Origin of the sequence: Klebsiella sp. Shm-1 (genome assembly GCF_040804525.1) — a bacterium.
Lineage (GTDB): Bacteria > Pseudomonadota > Gammaproteobacteria > Enterobacterales > Enterobacteriaceae > Klebsiella > Klebsiella pneumoniae.
In genome coordinates this window covers 90918-107409 of sequence record NZ_CP161823.1, presented here as the reverse complement: position 1 = coordinate 107409, position 16492 = coordinate 90918, and the positions used below count along the sequence as shown (strand labels likewise).

The window sequence follows — 16492 nt, the reverse complement described above, 5'->3', positions numbered from 1 at the left end:
TGTCGTTTTTTTCAGCAAGAATACGACGACAGGTAAGACAGGTAAACGCCAGAACTAGTGGTTTGCGTTAAGGATGGCGCAGCGATGATCCTGAATTTCTTCCGCTGAAGCCCGGTTCAGGGTCAGCAGGTTACGCTCCGTCGCCAGCAGCACCAGCGAGCCGTCGCTCTGTTGCGCCATTGCCAGCGCGAAGCGTCCCATATGCTGGCGCGCCTCCGGCACCTCTTCCGCCAGCATCAGGAACGGGCTACGCTGGGCCAGCTCCGCCTCCGTCACCCGGCGCGCCAGGTATTCGTGGCCCTGAAGCCCGCCCGGTAACGGCAGCCAGCGGCTGCTGATCGCTGCGGCATCCTTATCTAACTGCGCGCGCACATCGGGGCGCAGGCAGGAGATATGAATATGGAAATGGTTTTGCGTACGTCCACTGCGCGAGTTGATCGCCAGCGATACCGCGTTATCAGGAACCGGCGCGCCGTGGCGCTGGCTCATGATTTCACGCCCCTGCCAGGCCTGCCAGAAAAAGTTCGGCGTCAACGGATCCAGCAGCAGCGGGCTTTCGGTGCCGTTGATGCGGTAGGTCGGCATCAGCAAATACTGCAGCGGGCCGTTACGGTCTTTAAACAGCACATAGCCGCCCTTGAGGTTCACTTCCGCGCACGGCGACGGGTTTTGCTGCTGTTGCTGATGGGGTACGCACTGCTGCAGGACAATCTTGCGTAATGCGTCCGGGTTGCCAGAGTGCAGCCAGTAGTAGCCGCCCGCCAGCGCCGCGAGGATCGCCACCAGCAGCGCCAGCAAAAAGTATCTTACTCTTCTCATTTTCATTCCCTGTTAAGCCTGAAGCGGAAGAGTAGCGTAATTTGATGACTAAATGAAAACAGATGGTGAACGGGGCGTTATCCCGGGTAGCGGCTGACGCCTTACCCGGGCTACGCACCGCGCAAAACTGTAGCCCTGCTAAGCGTAGCGCAAGCAGGGACAAGAGAATTAACGCTGGCTAATCTGGTCGAAGGTGCCGCCGTTGGAGAAGTGCTCTTTCTGCGCTTTCGTCCAGCCGCCGAACTCCTGATCGATGGTAAACAGCTTCAGTTTCGGGAATTCTTTAGCATATTTCTTCGCCACATTCGGATCGCGCGGGCGGTAGAAGTTCTTCGCCGCAATCTCCTGGCCTTCCGGCGAGTAGAGATACTTCAGGTATGCTTCCGCCACCTGGCGCGTGCCTTTCTTATCCACCACTTTGTCGACCACCGAGACGGTCGGCTCAGCCAGAATCGACTCACTTGGGGTCACGATTTCAAACTTGTCTTTGCCCAGTTCGTTGGTCGCCAGCAGCGCTTCGTTTTCCCAGGCGATCAGTACGTCGCCGATGCCGCGTTCTACGAAGGTATTGGTCGAACCGCGTGCGCCGGAGTCCAGCACTTCCACGTTTTTATACAGCGCCTTGACGAATTCCTGGGCTTTCGCCTGGTCGCCGTGATTCTGATGCAGGGCATAGCCCCAGGCCGCCAGGTAGTTCCAGCGGGCGCCGCCGGAGCTTTTCGGGTTCGGGGTAATGACCGACACGCCCGGTTTGATCAGATCGTTCCAGTCATGGATCTGTTTCGGATTGCCCTTGCGGACGAGGAACACGATGGTGGAGGTATACGGCGCAGAGTTATCCGGCAGGCGTTTCAGCCAGTTTTTATCGATGCGGCCGCGTTCGGCAATAGCGTCGACATCGTAGGCCAGCGCCAGCGTGACCACATCCGCTTCAATACCGTTAATCACCGAGGTCGCCTGTTTGCCAGAGCCACCATGCGACTGGCGGATCACCACGTTGTCGCCGGTCTCCTGCTTCCAGTGTGCGCTAAACGCTTTGTTGTACTGTTCGTACAGCTCGCGCGTTGGATCATAAGATACGTTTAATAGCTGAATGTCTTTTGCCAGAACGCTGGCGGATGCCAGCAACAGAGTTAACCCTACGCCCCACTTATTCATCGCACCGCTCTCTTTATGTGTGTTGTGATGGGTTAAGCGTGCCAGAAAGCGATTCAATGATTAAAGAATAAAAAAAGATTGGCTATAACTTGCGGATATAAAGACACGAGTAAGGATGACCCCCTCCCGGGCGGGAGAGGGCGCGAAGCGATTAGACTTCTTCCATGCGACCCAGCAGCGCCTGCAGACGTTCCTGCCAGCCCTGCTGCTGCTCTTTCAGCTGGCTGTTTTCGCGCTCCAGCTCTTCACGACCATGCTGCGCGCTCTGAACTTCCTGCACCAGGGTGTTGTTCTTTTCTTTCAGCTCTTCGATTTCCATCTGCAACAGAGTGATGGTATCAATCGCCTGCTGAACCTTAGATTCTAATTTCTCAAACACTTCTAATGACATCGTCATACCTCTCCTGAACTTGCAAGGCGTTGATAGAAACTCGTGTTTCGTATACGCGGTCCCGCCTTAACGAAAATTAGCGCACATAGCGGTGTTATCGTCGATTGTATGAATCCCCGCCGCCCCTGTCCAGCGGCAAGCCGCGTAGATTGCGGTTTGCAACACTTTTCAGTCTTTACCTGGTGCTTTCAGCGCAGTTCGCTCGTAGTTCATGGGTCAATGTTAATTTTATGGTTAACAAAATGCGTGGTGAAACGCTCCGGCAGCGCTCTCGATGCGCGCAAATGGCGCGAAAACGCTCATTTTCTTGACGAGGCACACACATTTGAAGTTCGATATTTCTCGTTTTTGCTCGTTAACGATAAATTAACACTATGCCTACATGGCAATATGGTCGTCTGTGACCACCCTACATACAATAATCATCACCACGCTTCAGGATTCGATTATGAGCCAAACATCAACCTTAAAAGGCCAGTGCATCGCAGAGTTCCTCGGTACCGGGTTGTTGATCTTTTTCGGCGTTGGGTGCGTGGCTGCGCTCAAGGTCGCGGGAGCCAGCTTCGGACAATGGGAAATCAGCATCATCTGGGGTCTGGGCGTCGCCATGGCGATCTACCTGACCGCCGGGGTCTCCGGTGCGCACCTTAACCCAGCGGTGACTATCGCGCTGTGGCTGTTCGCCTGCTTCGAAGGCCGCAAAGTGGTTCCTTTTATTATTTCGCAATTCGCTGGCGCCTTTTGCGCTGCGGCATTAGTTTACGGGCTTTACTACAATCTTTTCCTCGATTATGAAACCACCCACCATATGATTCGCGGCAGCGTGGAAAGCCTCGATCTGGCCGGCATTTTCTCCACTTACCCGAACCCGCACATCAATTTTGTGCAGGCCTTCGCGGTAGAGATGGTGATTACCGCTATCCTGATGGGCGTCATCCTGGCGCTGACCGACGATGGCAACGGCATACCGCGCGGCCCGCTGGCCCCTCTGCTGATTGGCCTGCTGATTGCGGTGATTGGCGCCTCCATGGGACCGCTGACCGGCTTCGCCATGAACCCGGCGCGTGACATCGGCCCGAAAGCCTTCGCCTGGCTGGCGGGGTGGGGTGACGTCGCCTTCACCGGCGGCAAAGATATTCCTTATTTCCTGGTGCCGCTGTGCGCACCGGTGGTCGGCGCGGCGCTGGGCGCATTCAGCTATCGTAAGCTGATTGGCCGTCACCTGCCTTGCGACACCTGCGTGGAGGAAGAGCAACAGAGCCCCTCCTCTTCCACCGCTCAACATAAAGCTTCGCTGTAATCTGACTACGGGACACCGACTATGACCGACAAAAAATATATCGTTGCGCTTGACCAGGGCACTACCAGCTCCCGGGCCGTTGTGATGGATCATGATGCCAATATCGTCAGCGTCTCCCAGCGAGAATTTGAACAAATTTATCCTAAGCCAGGCTGGGTCGAACACGACCCGATGGAAATCTGGGCTTCCCAAAGCTCGACGCTGGTCGAAGCGCTGGCCAAAGCGGATATCAACTCCGATCAGATCGCGGCCATCGGCATCACCAATCAGCGTGAGACCGTGGTGGTGTGGGAGCGAGAGACCGGTAAACCCATCTACAACGCTATCGTCTGGCAGTGCCGCCGTACCGCGGAGATCTGCGAGCAGCTCAAGCGTGACGGGATGGAAGAGTATATCCGCAAGGCCACAGGCCTGGTGGTGGACCCGTACTTCTCCGGCACCAAGGTGAAATGGATCCTCGACCATGTCGAAGGTTCCCGTGAGCGTGCGAAGCGCGGCGAGCTGCTGTTCGGCACCGTTGATACCTGGCTTATCTGGAAGATGACCCAGGGCCGCGTGCACGTCACCGACTACACCAACGCCTCGCGTACCATGCTGTTCAACATCCACGACCTCGACTGGGACGACAAGATGCTCGACGCGCTGGACATTCCGCGCGCCATGCTGCCGGAAGTGCGCAAGTCTTCCGAAGTGTACGGCCAGACCAACATCGGTGGTAAAGGCGGGACCCGTATTCCTATCGCCGGGATCGCCGGTGACCAGCAGGCGGCCCTGTTCGGCCAGCTGTGCGTCAAAGAAGGGATGGCGAAAAACACCTACGGCACCGGCTGCTTTATGCTGATGAATACCGGCGAAAAAGCGGTCACCTCCACCCACGGTCTGCTGACCACCATCGCCTGCGGCCCGCGCGGCGAGGTGAACTACGCTCTGGAAGGGGCGGTGTTTATGGCCGGCGCGTCTATTCAGTGGCTGCGCGACGAGATGAAGCTCATCAGCGATGCCTTCGACTCCGAGTACTTCGCCACCAAAGTGAAGGATACCAACGGCGTGTACGTGGTACCCGCGTTCACCGGTCTTGGCGCACCGTACTGGGACCCGTATGCCCGCGGCGCGATTTTCGGCCTCACCCGCGGCGTGAACTCCAACCACATTATCCGTGCGACGCTGGAGTCCATCGCCTTTCAGACCCGCGACGTGCTGGAGGCGATGCAGGCTGACTCTGGCATTCGTCTGCACGCCCTGCGCGTAGACGGCGGCGCGGTGGCTAACAACTTCCTGATGCAGTTCCAGTCCGATATCCTCGGCACCCGTGTCGAGCGTCCGGAAGTACGCGAAGTGACGGCGCTGGGCGCGGCCTATCTGGCCGGTCTGGCGGTCGGTTTCTGGCAGAATCTGGATGAACTGCAGGAGAAAGCGGTGATTGAGCGCGAATTCCGCCCGGGTATTGAAACTACTGAGCGTAACTATCGTTACAGCGGCTGGAAGAAAGCGGTGAAACGCGCGTTAGCGTGGGAAGAGCACGACGAAGCGTAAGATTGTGAAGTTATTCCCGGCTTGCGGCGTAAACGCCTTAGCCGGGCTACAAAACCCCAAACAGCACGATCTTGTAGCCCGGACAGGTGCGCAGCACCGCCTCCGGGTTTTTTATCAACCAAAAATCGGCAGCAGCAGGTACAGCTTAATCACCAGCGCGTTGACGATATCGATAAAGAACGCCCCCACCATCGGCACTACCAGGAAGGCCATATGCGATGGCCCGAAACGGTCGGTAATCGCCTGCATATTGGCGATCGCCGTCGGCGTTGCCCCCAGGCCAAACCCGCAATGCCCGGCTGCCAGCACCGCGGCATCGTAGTTTTTACCCATCATCCGATAGGTGACGAACACCGCGTACAGCGCCATCGCTACCGCCTGCACCGCCAGGATAATAATCATCGGCAGCGCCAGAGAAGCCAGTTCCCAGAGCTTGAGGCTCATCAGCGCCATGGCGAGGAACAGCGACAGGCTGACGTTGCCCAGCACCGACACCGCGCGATCGAACACCCGATACAGCCCCGCCAGCGCCAGGCTGTTGCTGAGGATCACGCCGATAAACAGCACGCAGACAAAGGTCGGCAATTCAAAGACACTGCCCGCCAGCAGTTGCGCAACCACCTTGCCCACCGTCAGACAGATGGCGATCAGGGCGATACTCTCGATCAGCACCAGCGAGGTGATCACCCGCCCCACGTCCGGCTTTTCGAAGGCGGTCGGCGCCACCTGATCGTCCGGCGTCCCGTCCGGCGAGGAAGAGTGTTTCACCAGGTAACGCGCCACCGGGCCGCCGATCAGGCCGCCGAGCACCAGGCCGAAAGTCGCGCAGGCCATCGCCACCTCGGTGGCGTTGGCAAAACCATAGCGCTCAACGAACAGCTTGCTCCATGCCGCCCCGGTGCCGTGGCCGCCGGATAAGGTAATAGAACCGGCCAGCAGACCCATCAGCGGATCCAGCCCCAACAGCTTCGCCATGCCGATACCGAGGGCGTTCTGCAGCAGCAACAGACCAACCACCACAATCAGAAAGGTACCCAGCACCTTGCCGCCCGCCCGCAGGCTGGCCAGGTTGGCGTTCAGACCGATGGTGGCGAAGAACGCCAGCATCAGCGGATCTTTCAGACTCATATCGAAATCAATATCGATATCCATACTTTTTTTCAGCACCAGCAGCGCCAGCGCCACCAGCAGACCGCCGGCAACAGGTTCAGGAATGGTGTATTTCTTGAGGAGGGGTACGGTTTGGACGAGTTTTCTGCCGAGTAATAGCACAAGCGTTGCGGCAACGAGCGTCGATAAGGTATCGAGATGAAACATAAAAAGCTCCTTATGGGCGCATGATCCATTCACACGCGACGATATTCCTGGTGTCTTTAGCTTCTCATCATGAGGAGTCAGAGGGGGATTTTACGCAGAACGGCGGAAAAATTGACAGAAAAAGATATTTTGTATCATGAATGATGCGATTTAGCATACAAAATGTTAATTATCTCGTTGCGCATATTCACGGTATAAATTTTTATGAGCAAACGCTGGCAAACGTTTGCTTTTGGTCTACAGTCCGATAAAATTCCCGCTTTGCCACCTTGGGATTGCTTGTGATGTCCGTTAACACCGCAGAGTCAGAAAATGCGCAACCGGTTGCGCATAAACCAGCCAGCGAATTAATCTACCGCCTCGAAGATCGCCCGCCGCTACCGCAAACCCTGTTCGCCGCCTTCCAGCACCTGCTGGCGATGTTTGTCGCGGTGATCACCCCGGCGCTGTTAATCTGCCAGGCTCTCGGTCTCCCGGCGCAAGATACCCAACATATCATCAGCATGTCGCTGTTCGCCTCCGGCGTCGCCTCTATTATTCAGATCAAAGCCTGGGGCCCGGTCGGCTCCGGACTGCTCTCCATCCAGGGCACCAGCTTCAACTTTGTCGCCCCGCTGATCATGGGCGGTACCGCCTTGAAAACCGGCGGCGCCGACGTCCCCACCATGATGGCCGCCCTCTTCGGCACCCTGATGCTGGCCAGCTGCACCGAAATGGTCCTCTCCCGGGTCCTGCACCTGGCGCGCCGTATCATTACCCCGCTGGTTTCCGGCGTGGTGGTGATGATTATCGGCCTGTCGCTGATTCAGGTCGGATTGACTTCCATCGGCGGCGGCTACGCGGCGATGGCCGACCACACCTTTGGTGCGCCGAAAAATCTGCTGCTGGCGGGTATCGTGCTGGCGCTGATTATTATCCTCAACCGCCAGCGCAACCCGTACCTGCGCATCGCCTCGCTAGTGATTGCCATGGCTGCCGGTTATCTGGCGGCGTGGTTCCTGGATATGCTGCCAGCCAACACCGCCCCGACCAACAGCAGCCTCATCACCGTCCCGACGCCGCTCTATTATGGCCTCGGCATCGACTGGAGTCTGCTGCTGCCCCTGATGCTGGTGTTTATGATCACCTCCCTGGAAACCATCGGCGATATCACCGCCACCTCCGACGTCTCCGAACAGCCGGTCTCGGGTCCGCTGTATATGAAGCGCCTGAAAGGCGGCGTGCTGGCTAACGGCCTGAACTCCTTCGTTTCCGCGGTCTTCAATACTTTCCCGAACTCCTGCTTCGGCCAGAACAACGGCGTGATCCAGCTGACCGGGGTCGCCAGCCGCTACGTCGGCTTTGTGGTCGCCCTGATGCTGATCGTCCTCGGCCTGTTCCCGGCGGTGAGCGGCTTCGTGCAGCACATCCCTGAGCCGGTGCTCGGCGGCGCCACGCTGGTGATGTTCGGCACCATCGCCGCGTCCGGCGTGCGCATCGTCTCCCGTGAACCGCTGAACCGTCGGGCGATCCTGATTATCGCTCTGTCGCTGGCGGTAGGCCTCGGCGTGTCGCAGCAGCCGCTGATCCTGCAGTTCGCCCCGGACTGGCTGAAAAACCTGCTTTCCTCCGGGATTGCCGCCGGCGGTATCACGGCGATTGTTCTGAATTTAATTTTCCCGCCAGAAAAGGCGTGATCTCATGCGTTCCCGGTCGCGCATCGGCCGGGACGTCCTCCAACCACCTGCCCCATCACGGAAATAAACCACGCCTGCCTTGAGAAGTGCGCCTAAATCGGGCATAACACGGTGATGTGCATCTCACAGAATGGAAGACCATGAAATTTCTTGGAAAGCTGATTCTCTGGCTGCTAGTCGCTCTGCTGCTCGTCATTATTGGCGCGTGGTTCCTGCTGCAAACCCACTGGGGCGCCCGCCAGGCCAGCGCCTGGCTCAGCAATGGCACCGGCTGGCAGGTCTCCTTCGATGAGATGGAGCACGATTTCTCCTCCCCCCTTCATGTGCAGTTGCGAAACGTCACCTTTGGTCGGGAAGGCAAGCCTGCCACTTTGGTGGCAAAAACGGTCGACATTGGCTTCAGCACCCGCCAGTTTAGCGATCCGCTGCATGCGGATGAGATAGTCCTTAACGACGGCACTCTGAATCTGTCACCCCACTCTGCAGACCTGCCGTTCGCTGCCGACCGGCTGATGTTGCGCAATATGGCTTTCAACAGCCCGGAAACCGGCTGGGCGCTCAGCGCGCAGCGCGTCACCGGCGGCGTCAGCCCATGGACGCCGGAGGCGGGCAATGTGCTGGGGAAAACGGCGCAGATCCAGATGAGCGCGGGCTCGATGACGCTCAATGGCGTCGAAGCCAGCAACGTTCTGATTCAGGGTAAGATTGATCAGGGCGAGGTCACCCTCTCCACCCTCGGCGCCGATGTCGCCCGCGGCACCTTAACCGGCAATGCCAAACGCAGCGCCGATGGCAGCTGGCGGGTGGATAACCTCCAGCTCAACGAGATTCGACTGCAGAGCCCCGCCTCGCTGGCCGAGTTTTTCGCGCCGTTAACCACGGTCCCCTCTCTGCAGATTGGCCGCCTGGACATCACCGACGCCCGCCTGCAGGGACCGGACTGGGCGGTAACCGACCTCGACCTGAGCCTGCGCAACCTGACCCTTAGCCACGGCGGCTGGCAGAGTGAGGACGGCACGCTGTCGATGAACGCCAGCGAATTTATCTACGGCTCGCTGCATCTTTTCGACCCGATCCTCAATGCCGAATTCTCTCCCCAGGGCATTGCGCTGCGCCAGTTCTCCTCGCGCTGGGAGGGCGGCATGGTGCGCACCTCCGGCAACTGGCTGCGCGCCGGGAACGCCCTGGTGCTCGACGATACCGCTTTCGCCGGACTGGAGTACACGCTGCCGGCGAACTGGAAACAGCTGTGGATGACGCCGCTGCCAGCCTGGCTGCAAAGCCTGACGCTGAAAAAATTCAGCGCCAGCCGCAATCTGATCATCGATGTGGACCCTGCTTTCCCGTGGCAAATTACCGCCCTCGATGGCTATGGCGGCGAGCTACAGCTGGTGAAAAACGGTAGCTGGGGAGTATGGAACGGCAGCGCGACGCTGAACGCCGCGGCGGCGACTTTCAACCGGATCGACGTGCGCCGCCCATCACTCAAACTGAACGCCACAGCCTCGACGGTCAATATCACTGAGCTTAGCGCCTTCACCGAGCGCGGCATTTTGCAGGCCACCGCCGCGGTATCCCAGCTGCCGCAGCGCCAGGTCAATCTGAGCTTCAGCGGCCGCGGCGTGCCGCTGAATATTCTGCAGGCCTGGGGCTGGCCGTCGCTACCTATAAGCGGGGATGGCAATCTCCAGCTGACCGCCAGCGGCAGCGTGCAGGCCGATGCCCCGCTCAAACCGACGGTCAACGGGCAGCTCAGCGCCGTGAATATGGAGAAACAGCAGGTGGCGCAAATCATGCGCAACGGCGAGGTCAGCCCCGCCCCCGCCGCGCCAGCGCCCACTCCCGTCACCCCATAGCGATGCCCATTCCCTCTCCTCTATGGGGAGAGGGATTGCTTCCCGGCAAAACTCCACTCTGACAACTCTCTCCCTTTCAGGGAGAGAGTTGGGGTGCGAGTCCTGAAACCTGTGTGCAATACGCGGCTATCTGTACCTATTTAGCGCAACAGGTTCCTTTCAAATATCAGAGTTGCTATAACCAAATCACTGGAAGTCGATAAAAAACCGCTCCCTGTACCTACAAAAATATAAAAGGATCAATCATGCCTGAAATACGTCAGCGTATTCTGGAGAATATGCAAAAATTCTCCCGGGCCATGATCGGCGCCGTATTGTTCTTGCCGGTCATTGGCTTAATTCTGGCCCTCAGTTCAGTATTAACTAATCCGACATTAATTGCTGAAACCAGTTTCTTACATCAGCTTGGGCAAATGCTCGGCGACACCTTTTGGCCTTTATTTGGCAACCTCGGCTTATTATTTTGCGTCGGCATCAGCTATGGCCTGGCAAAGGATAAAAAAACCGAAGTCGCACTGGTTTCAGTGATGTGCTTTATTATGTTTCTTGGCGCCAACCACTCCTGGCTGGAACACACCCATGGACTCGCCGAAAAAATTAACGGTGAATATTATGGCACCGGGCAAACCCAGCTGCTGGGCTTTGTGGTGGTGGATATGGGCGTTTTCCTGGGCATTATTCTCGGCTGCACGATTGCGTGGGTGCACAATAAAGTCTCTGCCATTGAGCTGCCTGGCGCGCTGTCGATGTACGGCGGCGCCAAGCTGACGCTGGTGGCGATGACGCCGGTGGTTATCTTCTACGCCATCGCCTTTACCTGGATTTGGCCCTTTATGACCCACGGCATCTCCGCCCTCACCGGTTTTATGAAAAATGCCGGGGTCGCCGGGGTCTTCGTCTATGGTTTCTTTGAAAAATTCCTTATCCCCACCGGCCTGCACCATTTCGTCTGGTCCCCCTTCCAGCTCACCCAGATTGGCGGCACGCTGAACGTGGATGGTCAGGTGGTCTCCGGCACCCAGGCCATATTCCTCGCCTATATGCGCCATCCCGACCTGACGCCGGTCATGAACGACGCATTACGTTTTTCGCAGCAAGGGATGACCACCATCTTCGGCCTGGCGGGCGCCTCGCTGGCGTTCTACCACACCGCGAAACCGGAGAAGAAAGCGATGGCGAAGGCGATTCTGCTGCCGGCGATTATCACCTCGATGCTGACCGGCATCACCGAACCGATTGAGTTCACCTTCTTATTTGTCTCGCCGCTGCTGTGGGTGATCCACGCGACGTTAACCGCCGCCTCGCAGGCCATTTGCGACATCTTCACCGTACGTCCCTGGGGTGCATCGGGCCTGATCGAGTTTCTGATCTATAACCTGCCGCTGCCGGTCTCCTTAACGCGCTGGCCGGGCTATGTCCTTATCGGTATCGGCCAGTTCGCCGTCTACTACGTGATTTTCCGCACCCTGGTGGTGAAGCTGAACCTGAAAACGCCGGGCCGGGAAGATGACGAGAACGTGAAGCTCTACAGCAAAGCAGAGTACCGCCAGAAAGTCGCGCAACCGCAGTCGGTCACCGATGACATTATCCGCGGCCTCGGGGGCAAGGAGAATATTCTCTCCGTCGATAATTGTTTTACTCGCCTGCGCGTGGCCGTGCGCGATATGGCGCGGGTTGATGACACGCAATTAAAAAATACCGGCGCCAACGGCGTCGTACGCAATCGAAATGAAGTTCAGGTTATTTATGGCGTCAAAGTGGGACAGGTACGTTCCCGGGTTGATAACTGGTTAGCAGAAAATTAATGAGGAGTATTTATGAAATTAACCGTATTAGGCGGGGGCGGCGTTCGCTCTGCATTTTTAGCGAAATCTCTGGCCTATAACGCTCACCGCATTGGTTTAACAGAAGTCGTTTTTCTCGATAACTCTGCTGATAATCTGGCGATATTTGGCGAAATTGCCCGCTATGTATTTAATACCATTCGCCCGGATATTCAGTTTAGTACCACCACCGACCCGGTCGCAGCCCTGCAGGACGCCAACTATATCATTACCACCCTGCGGGTTGGCGGCGATGAAAGCCGCATTCGCGACGAACGTATTGCGCTTGAGCATAACACTCTCGGCCAGGAGACCACCGGCGCCGGCGGTTTCGCGATGGCCATGCGCTCGATCCCGGCGATCCTTCGCTATTGCCGGCTGATCGAAGAACATGCCGCCGAAGACGCTATTCTGTTTAACTTTACCAACCCGTCAGGTCTGGTGACGGAAGCGATTATTAAGTCCGGCTTTAAGCGCCGGGTCTATGGGATCTGCGATGCCCCCTCCGAGCTGATTCGTGAACTGCCGGCGATCCTTGGCTGTGAGGAGCGCGACCTCAGCGTGGAATGCTATGGGCTGAACCATTTCTCCTGGTTTACCCACTTCACCGTCCGTGGGGAAGAGGTGACCGAACGGCTGATCGCCAGCCCGGAACTGTACCAGAAGACGGCGATGCAGTACTTCTCCCCGGAGCTGGTACGGCTTTGCGATAATCAGCTCCTCAATGAATATCTCTATTATTACTACTATCGCGACGAGGCGCTGAAGGCGATTCAGGGGGCCGGCGAGACGCGCGGAGAGCAGATCGCCCGCATCAATCAGGAGATGCGCGAGGCGCTGCGCACCGTGGATGCCAGAACGCAACCGGAGGCCGCCTTCACCATCTGGATGCAGCATTATCTGCGCCGGGAAAACAGCTATATGCAGAACGAATCCCGGCAGGAGAAATTCCACACCCGCGAACCGCTGACGCTGCGCCAGTTTATCGAAGAGCCGGACACCGGCGGCTATGCCGGAGTGGCGCTGGATATCCTGGAAGCGGTGAACAGCACCACCACTAAGCGGATCGTGGTGTCGATCCAGAATAATGGCACGCTCGACTTTTTGCGCCCGGACGACGTGATCGAGATCAGCTGCGACCTGAGCCGGGATGGCCTCAAGCCGGTGACGCCGGTGAAGGTGCCGACAGCGCAGAAGAATATGATTGCCTGCGTGAAGGAGTATGAGCGGCTGGCGGTGGCGGCGATCCTGCAGCAGGATAAATCGCTGGCGGTGCGGGCGCTGATGGCGCATCCGCTGATCGGTTCCTATTCACTGGCGAAAACCCTGATCGAAGCCTATCTCGACGATGAGCAGTTCGCCGCCTGGCGGTAATCCGCTGCCGATGGGATTCCCCCGCTCGCACCGCGCTTAGCGGGGGCTAACTATTGCTACGTAGACTGGTAAACCACATCTTCAATAGTCGCTCAAAGCCTAAGATGCAGTAGCCGAAAAACGGGTTGCTCCAGTAAATATCATCATCGAACTTCTGCGGGTCGTGAATAATAAACGCCGTATCCGCGGCCTGCGCCAGCGGGCTTTGGTAGTCGCCGGTAAAGCAGACCAGATTAATCTCCTTCCCCTCCAGGGCCTTAACCCAGTTGAGCGCCGAGCTGCTGCGCCCGGATTTAGAAATGATCCAGATGGAGTCGAAGCAGGCGGCGTTTTTCTGTTCGAGGATTTCGTAATCGGGCCACAGCGCCAGGCTGGCATTCACGCCGGTGACGAGAAACTTGTTGTAAATATACTGGGCGATCAGCTGTGAAAAGCCGCTGCCGTGGATCAGGATGCGCTGCTGTTTAAGGCTTGCCAGCAGCGGCGTCAGCGCTTCTTCCGGCTGAACGCTCATGTAGTCGATATCGTTGGTGACATCGAGCTTCGGCATGGTGATATTGAACTTGATGAAATAGACCAGCTCCAGCCAGCCGCTGAACTTCAGTTTCTTTGCCAGCCGGACCAGGGAAGAGGGGTTGCTGTAGCACTGTTCAGCCACAGCGCGAACTCCCTGGCGGATACACTGCTCCGGGTCGTTCTGAATAAAGCGCAGCACGGTCATTTCCGTTTTGCTTAGCTTCACGTCACGAAAGATATTTTCTACGTCCATGGCGGGCTCCTCTCAGCGGCAGAATACGCTAACACCGTTCGACAACCGCGTCTGCGGCCTGAGTCACCACAATGAAATGAACGTTACTTTTTGTACAAAAATGGAATAAAAAAACCCTCTCCGCCTGGCGAAGAGGGCTGCTGCTGTTAACCTATTTACAACGTAATCGTCAGCGTATTACCCTCGGCGCTCACCACCACGCCCAGTTCGCTACCGGTCTGCGTACCGCCCTGCACGCCCGCGACCTGCGGGATATTGCGCAGACACAGCGTCCAGCCGCGGGCCTCGCCTTCGCCGCTCACAGCGATGGCGTTACCCTGGCGCCTGGCCTTCAGGGTGAAGATCGTCGAGCCGTCTGCCGCCGGAACGTCACAGCGTGCCTCGCGTCCATCCTCAAGGTGGAACAGCTGGAAGGCGGTGCCCTCATGCCAGGCGTAATCCGGCTTCTGGTCATTGTTGCCCAGCGCCAGCAGGCTGTTGTCGCGAACGTAGACCGGCAGGCTCAGCGCATCGTGATGCTGCTTATGCCAGCGGCTACCCGGCAATTCATCGTTATGCCACAGATGCGTCCAGTGCCCTTCCGGCAGATAAAACTGCACTTCGCCGGCCTCGGAGAACACCGGCGCCACCAGGACCGAATCGCCCAGCATATACTGGCGGTCGAGATAGTCGCAGGCCGGATCGTCCGGGAACTCGAGCAGCATCGCGCGCAGCATCGGCGTGCCGCACTCGTTGGCCAGCGCCGCCTGACGATAGAGATACGGCATCATGCGGCATTTCAGCTGCGTGAAGTGGCGCACCACGTCGCAGGACTCGTCATCGTAGGCCCATGGCACCCGATAGGATTTGCTGCCGTGCAGGCGGCTGTGGCTGGAGAGCAGACCGAAGGCGCACCAGCGCTTGTAGACGTGGGCCGGCGCGGTGTTTTCGAAACCGCCGATATCGTGACTCCAGAAACCGAAGCCGGACATGCCGATCGACAGCCCGCCGCGCAGGCTTTCCGCCATCGATTCGTAGTTGGCGTAGCAGTCGCCGCCCCAGTGCACCGGGAACTGCTGCGCGCCCACCGAGGCGGAGCGGGCGAACAGCACCGCCTCCTGCTCGCCGACGGTCTCTTTCAGCACCTTCCACACCAGCTCGTTATAGATGAAGGCGTAGTGGTTGTGCATTTTCTGCGGATCGGAACCATCAAACCACTGGACGTCGGTCGGGATACGCTCGCCAAAGTCGGTCTTGAAGCAATCGACCCCCATCGCCACCAGGCCTTTTAGTTTGTCGGCATACCACTGGCGGGCTTCCGGATTGGTGAAGTCATAAATCGCCAGCCCCGGCTGCCACTTATCCCACTGCCACAGCGAACCGTCCGGGCGCTTCAGCAGATAACCCTTCTCTTTCAGCTCCTTGAACACCGGCGAGCGCTGACCGATGTACGGGTTGATCCACACGCAGACCTTCAGCCCTTTCGCCTTCAGGCGCTTGATCATCCCTTCCGGGTCCGGGAAGGTCTGCGGATCCCATTCAAAATCGCACCACTGGAAGGCCTTCATCCAGAAGCAGTCGAAGTGGAAGACGTGCAGCGGCAGATGGCGCTCAGCCATACCGTCGATGAAGCTATTCACCGTCGCTTCGTCATAGTTGGTGGTGAACGAGGTCGTCAGCCACAGACCAAACGACCATGCCGGCGGCAGCGCCGGGCGGCCGGTGAACTGCGTATAGCGGTTAAGCACCGCTTTCGGCGTCGGGCCGTCGATGACGAAGTACTCAAGGTATTCGCCTTCAACGCTGAACTGGACTTTAGAGACTTTCTCCGAGCCCACCTCGAAGGAGACGCGCTGCGGATGGTTGACCAGCACGCCGTAGCCGCGGTTGGTCAGATAGAACGGGATATTTTTGTAGGATTGCTCGGTGCTGGTGCCGCCGTCCTCGTTCCAGGTTTCTACCGTCTGGCCGTTGCGCACCAGGGCGGTAAAGCGCTCGCCGAGGCCGTAGACGGTTTCGCCGACGCCGAGGTCGAGGCGCTCAAACATGTAGTTGCGCTGGGTCTTACTATCCTGCACGTAGCCGTTGTTTTTTAGCTGGCTACCGGTGATACGCAGGCCGTCGCGCAGAAAATCCAGCGCCCAGAATTCGCCTTTAGTCACCCGCACGCTGAGGCTGCCGCTTTTCAGCTCGGCGAACCCGGCCGTATTTTCTATTTCGACATGGACGTCTTTCTGCACGTTCAGCGGATAGTGCGGGCCGTTATCCAGCGCGCCCTGGAAGTGCTCCATACGCACGCCGATTATCCCTTCCTGCGGCGAGAAAAAGCGCAGGGTGAACAATGGCGTATCCAGCTGCCAGGCGCGTTCGCGGACATCGCGCGGCGCGGCATAGACCACCATTTCATTCCCCTGCTGCTCCACCTCGTAAACCTGTACGGGTTGGATCAGGTTGAGCCCTGGTTGAATGAGCCAGTTTCCATCACTGATTTTCATTA

The 16492-nt window shown here is 58.0% G+C and carries 12 protein-coding genes; 6 read left to right on the top strand and 6 right to left on the bottom strand.

Annotated elements, in window-relative coordinates; genetic code table 11:
* Positions 1 to 54: 54 nt before the first annotated feature.
* The 3 genes from AB1E37_RS00525 to zapB form a co-directional block, all read right to left on the bottom strand.
* The gene (locus tag AB1E37_RS00525; protein ID WP_020324206.1) at positions 55 to 825 is read right to left on the bottom strand and encodes a CDP-diacylglycerol diphosphatase; all 771 of its coding nucleotides are present in this window, start codon (positions 823 to 825) and stop codon (positions 55 to 57) included.
* 162 nt (positions 826 to 987) lie between these two features.
* On the bottom strand, positions 988 to 1977 hold the full coding sequence (locus AB1E37_RS00520; protein WP_004901431.1) for a sulfate ABC transporter substrate-binding protein: 990 nt from the start codon (positions 1975 to 1977) through the stop codon (positions 988 to 990).
* A 151-nt stretch (positions 1978 to 2128) separates the two neighbouring features.
* Positions 2129 to 2374: a septal ring assembly protein ZapB gene (zapB, locus tag AB1E37_RS00515; protein WP_004150222.1), complete on the bottom strand. Its 246-nt coding sequence runs from the start codon at positions 2372 to 2374 to the stop codon at positions 2129 to 2131.
* Between the two features lie 442 nt (positions 2375 to 2816).
* Here zapB and AB1E37_RS00510 point away from each other — a divergent pair, with 442 nt between their 5' ends.
* Entirely contained in the window at positions 2817 to 3668 is an 852-nt protein-coding gene (locus AB1E37_RS00510) for an MIP/aquaporin family protein (RefSeq protein WP_002922941.1), read from the top strand.
* Positions 3669 to 3689: 21 nt separating this feature from the next.
* Positions 3690 to 5201, top strand: a complete 1512-nt coding sequence (gene glpK / locus AB1E37_RS00505) for a glycerol kinase GlpK (RefSeq protein ID WP_002922944.1) — start codon at positions 3690 to 3692, stop codon at positions 5199 to 5201.
* A 114-nt stretch (positions 5202 to 5315) separates the two neighbouring features.
* Here glpK and gltS read toward each other — a convergent pair whose 3' ends face one another.
* Positions 5316 to 6518, bottom strand: a complete 1203-nt coding sequence (gene gltS / locus AB1E37_RS00500; RefSeq protein WP_004901437.1) for a sodium/glutamate symporter — start codon at positions 6516 to 6518, stop codon at positions 5316 to 5318.
* Between the two features lie 284 nt (positions 6519 to 6802).
* Between gltS and AB1E37_RS00495 the strand changes: the two genes are divergently transcribed.
* From AB1E37_RS00495 to AB1E37_RS00480, 4 genes are all read left to right on the top strand, one after another.
* Entirely contained in the window at positions 6803 to 8194 is a 1392-nt protein-coding gene (locus AB1E37_RS00495) for an NCS2 family protein (protein ID WP_004150226.1), read from the top strand.
* 140 nt (positions 8195 to 8334) lie between these two features.
* Positions 8335 to 10050, top strand: a complete 1716-nt coding sequence (locus AB1E37_RS00490; protein WP_004901441.1) for an AsmA family protein — start codon at positions 8335 to 8337, stop codon at positions 10048 to 10050.
* Positions 10051 to 10295: 245 nt separating this feature from the next.
* Complete coding sequence (locus tag AB1E37_RS00485; RefSeq protein WP_002922953.1) at positions 10296 to 11855, top strand: PTS transporter subunit EIIC; 1560 nt, start codon at positions 10296 to 10298, stop codon at positions 11853 to 11855.
* A gap of 12 nt (positions 11856 to 11867) precedes the next feature.
* Positions 11868 to 13247, top strand: a complete 1380-nt coding sequence (locus tag AB1E37_RS00480; RefSeq protein WP_032447945.1) for a glycoside hydrolase — start codon at positions 11868 to 11870, stop codon at positions 13245 to 13247.
* A 46-nt stretch (positions 13248 to 13293) separates the two neighbouring features.
* On the opposite strand, the gene AB1E37_RS00475 is transcribed toward AB1E37_RS00480, so the two are convergent.
* Both AB1E37_RS00475 and yicI read right to left on the bottom strand, forming a co-directional pair.
* Positions 13294 to 14016, bottom strand: coding sequence for a MurR/RpiR family transcriptional regulator (locus tag AB1E37_RS00475; protein ID WP_004173889.1), 723 nt, complete (start codon positions 14014 to 14016; stop codon positions 13294 to 13296).
* A gap of 155 nt (positions 14017 to 14171) precedes the next feature.
* Positions 14172 to 16490 carry an alpha-xylosidase gene (gene yicI, locus AB1E37_RS00470; RefSeq protein ID WP_004901445.1) on the bottom strand — a complete coding sequence of 773 codons (2319 nt, stop codon included), beginning with the start codon at positions 16488 to 16490 and terminating at the stop codon, positions 14172 to 14174.
* Between the last annotated feature and the right edge of the window lie 2 nt (positions 16491 to 16492).

Bases quoted from the DNA above. Each gene is read 5' to 3' on its own strand.
- AB1E37_RS00525 (WP_020324206.1), bottom strand. From the start codon at position 825: ATGAAAATGAGAAGAGTAAGATACTTTTTGCTGGCGCTGCTGGTGGCG.
- AB1E37_RS00520 (WP_004901431.1), bottom strand. From the start codon at position 1,977: ATGAATAAGTGGGGCGTAGGGTTAACTCTGTTGCTGGCATCCGCCAGC.
- zapB (WP_004150222.1), bottom strand. From the start codon at position 2,374: ATGACGATGTCATTAGAAGTGTTTGAGAAATTAGAATCTAAGGTTCAG.
- AB1E37_RS00510 (WP_002922941.1), top strand. From the start codon at position 2,817: ATGAGCCAAACATCAACCTTAAAAGGCCAGTGCATCGCAGAGTTCCTC.
- glpK (WP_002922944.1), top strand. From the start codon at position 3,690: ATGACCGACAAAAAATATATCGTTGCGCTTGACCAGGGCACTACCAGC.
- gltS (WP_004901437.1), bottom strand. From the start codon at position 6,518: ATGTTTCATCTCGATACCTTATCGACGCTCGTTGCCGCAACGCTTGTG.
- AB1E37_RS00495 (WP_004150226.1), top strand. From the start codon at position 6,803: ATGTCCGTTAACACCGCAGAGTCAGAAAATGCGCAACCGGTTGCGCAT.
- AB1E37_RS00490 (WP_004901441.1), top strand. From the start codon at position 8,335: ATGAAATTTCTTGGAAAGCTGATTCTCTGGCTGCTAGTCGCTCTGCTG.
- AB1E37_RS00485 (WP_002922953.1), top strand. From the start codon at position 10,296: ATGCCTGAAATACGTCAGCGTATTCTGGAGAATATGCAAAAATTCTCC.
- AB1E37_RS00480 (WP_032447945.1), top strand. From the start codon at position 11,868: ATGAAATTAACCGTATTAGGCGGGGGCGGCGTTCGCTCTGCATTTTTA.
- AB1E37_RS00475 (WP_004173889.1), bottom strand. From the start codon at position 14,016: ATGGACGTAGAAAATATCTTTCGTGACGTGAAGCTAAGCAAAACGGAA.
- yicI (WP_004901445.1), bottom strand. From the start codon at position 16,490: ATGAAAATCAGTGATGGAAACTGGCTCATTCAACCAGGGCTCAACCTG.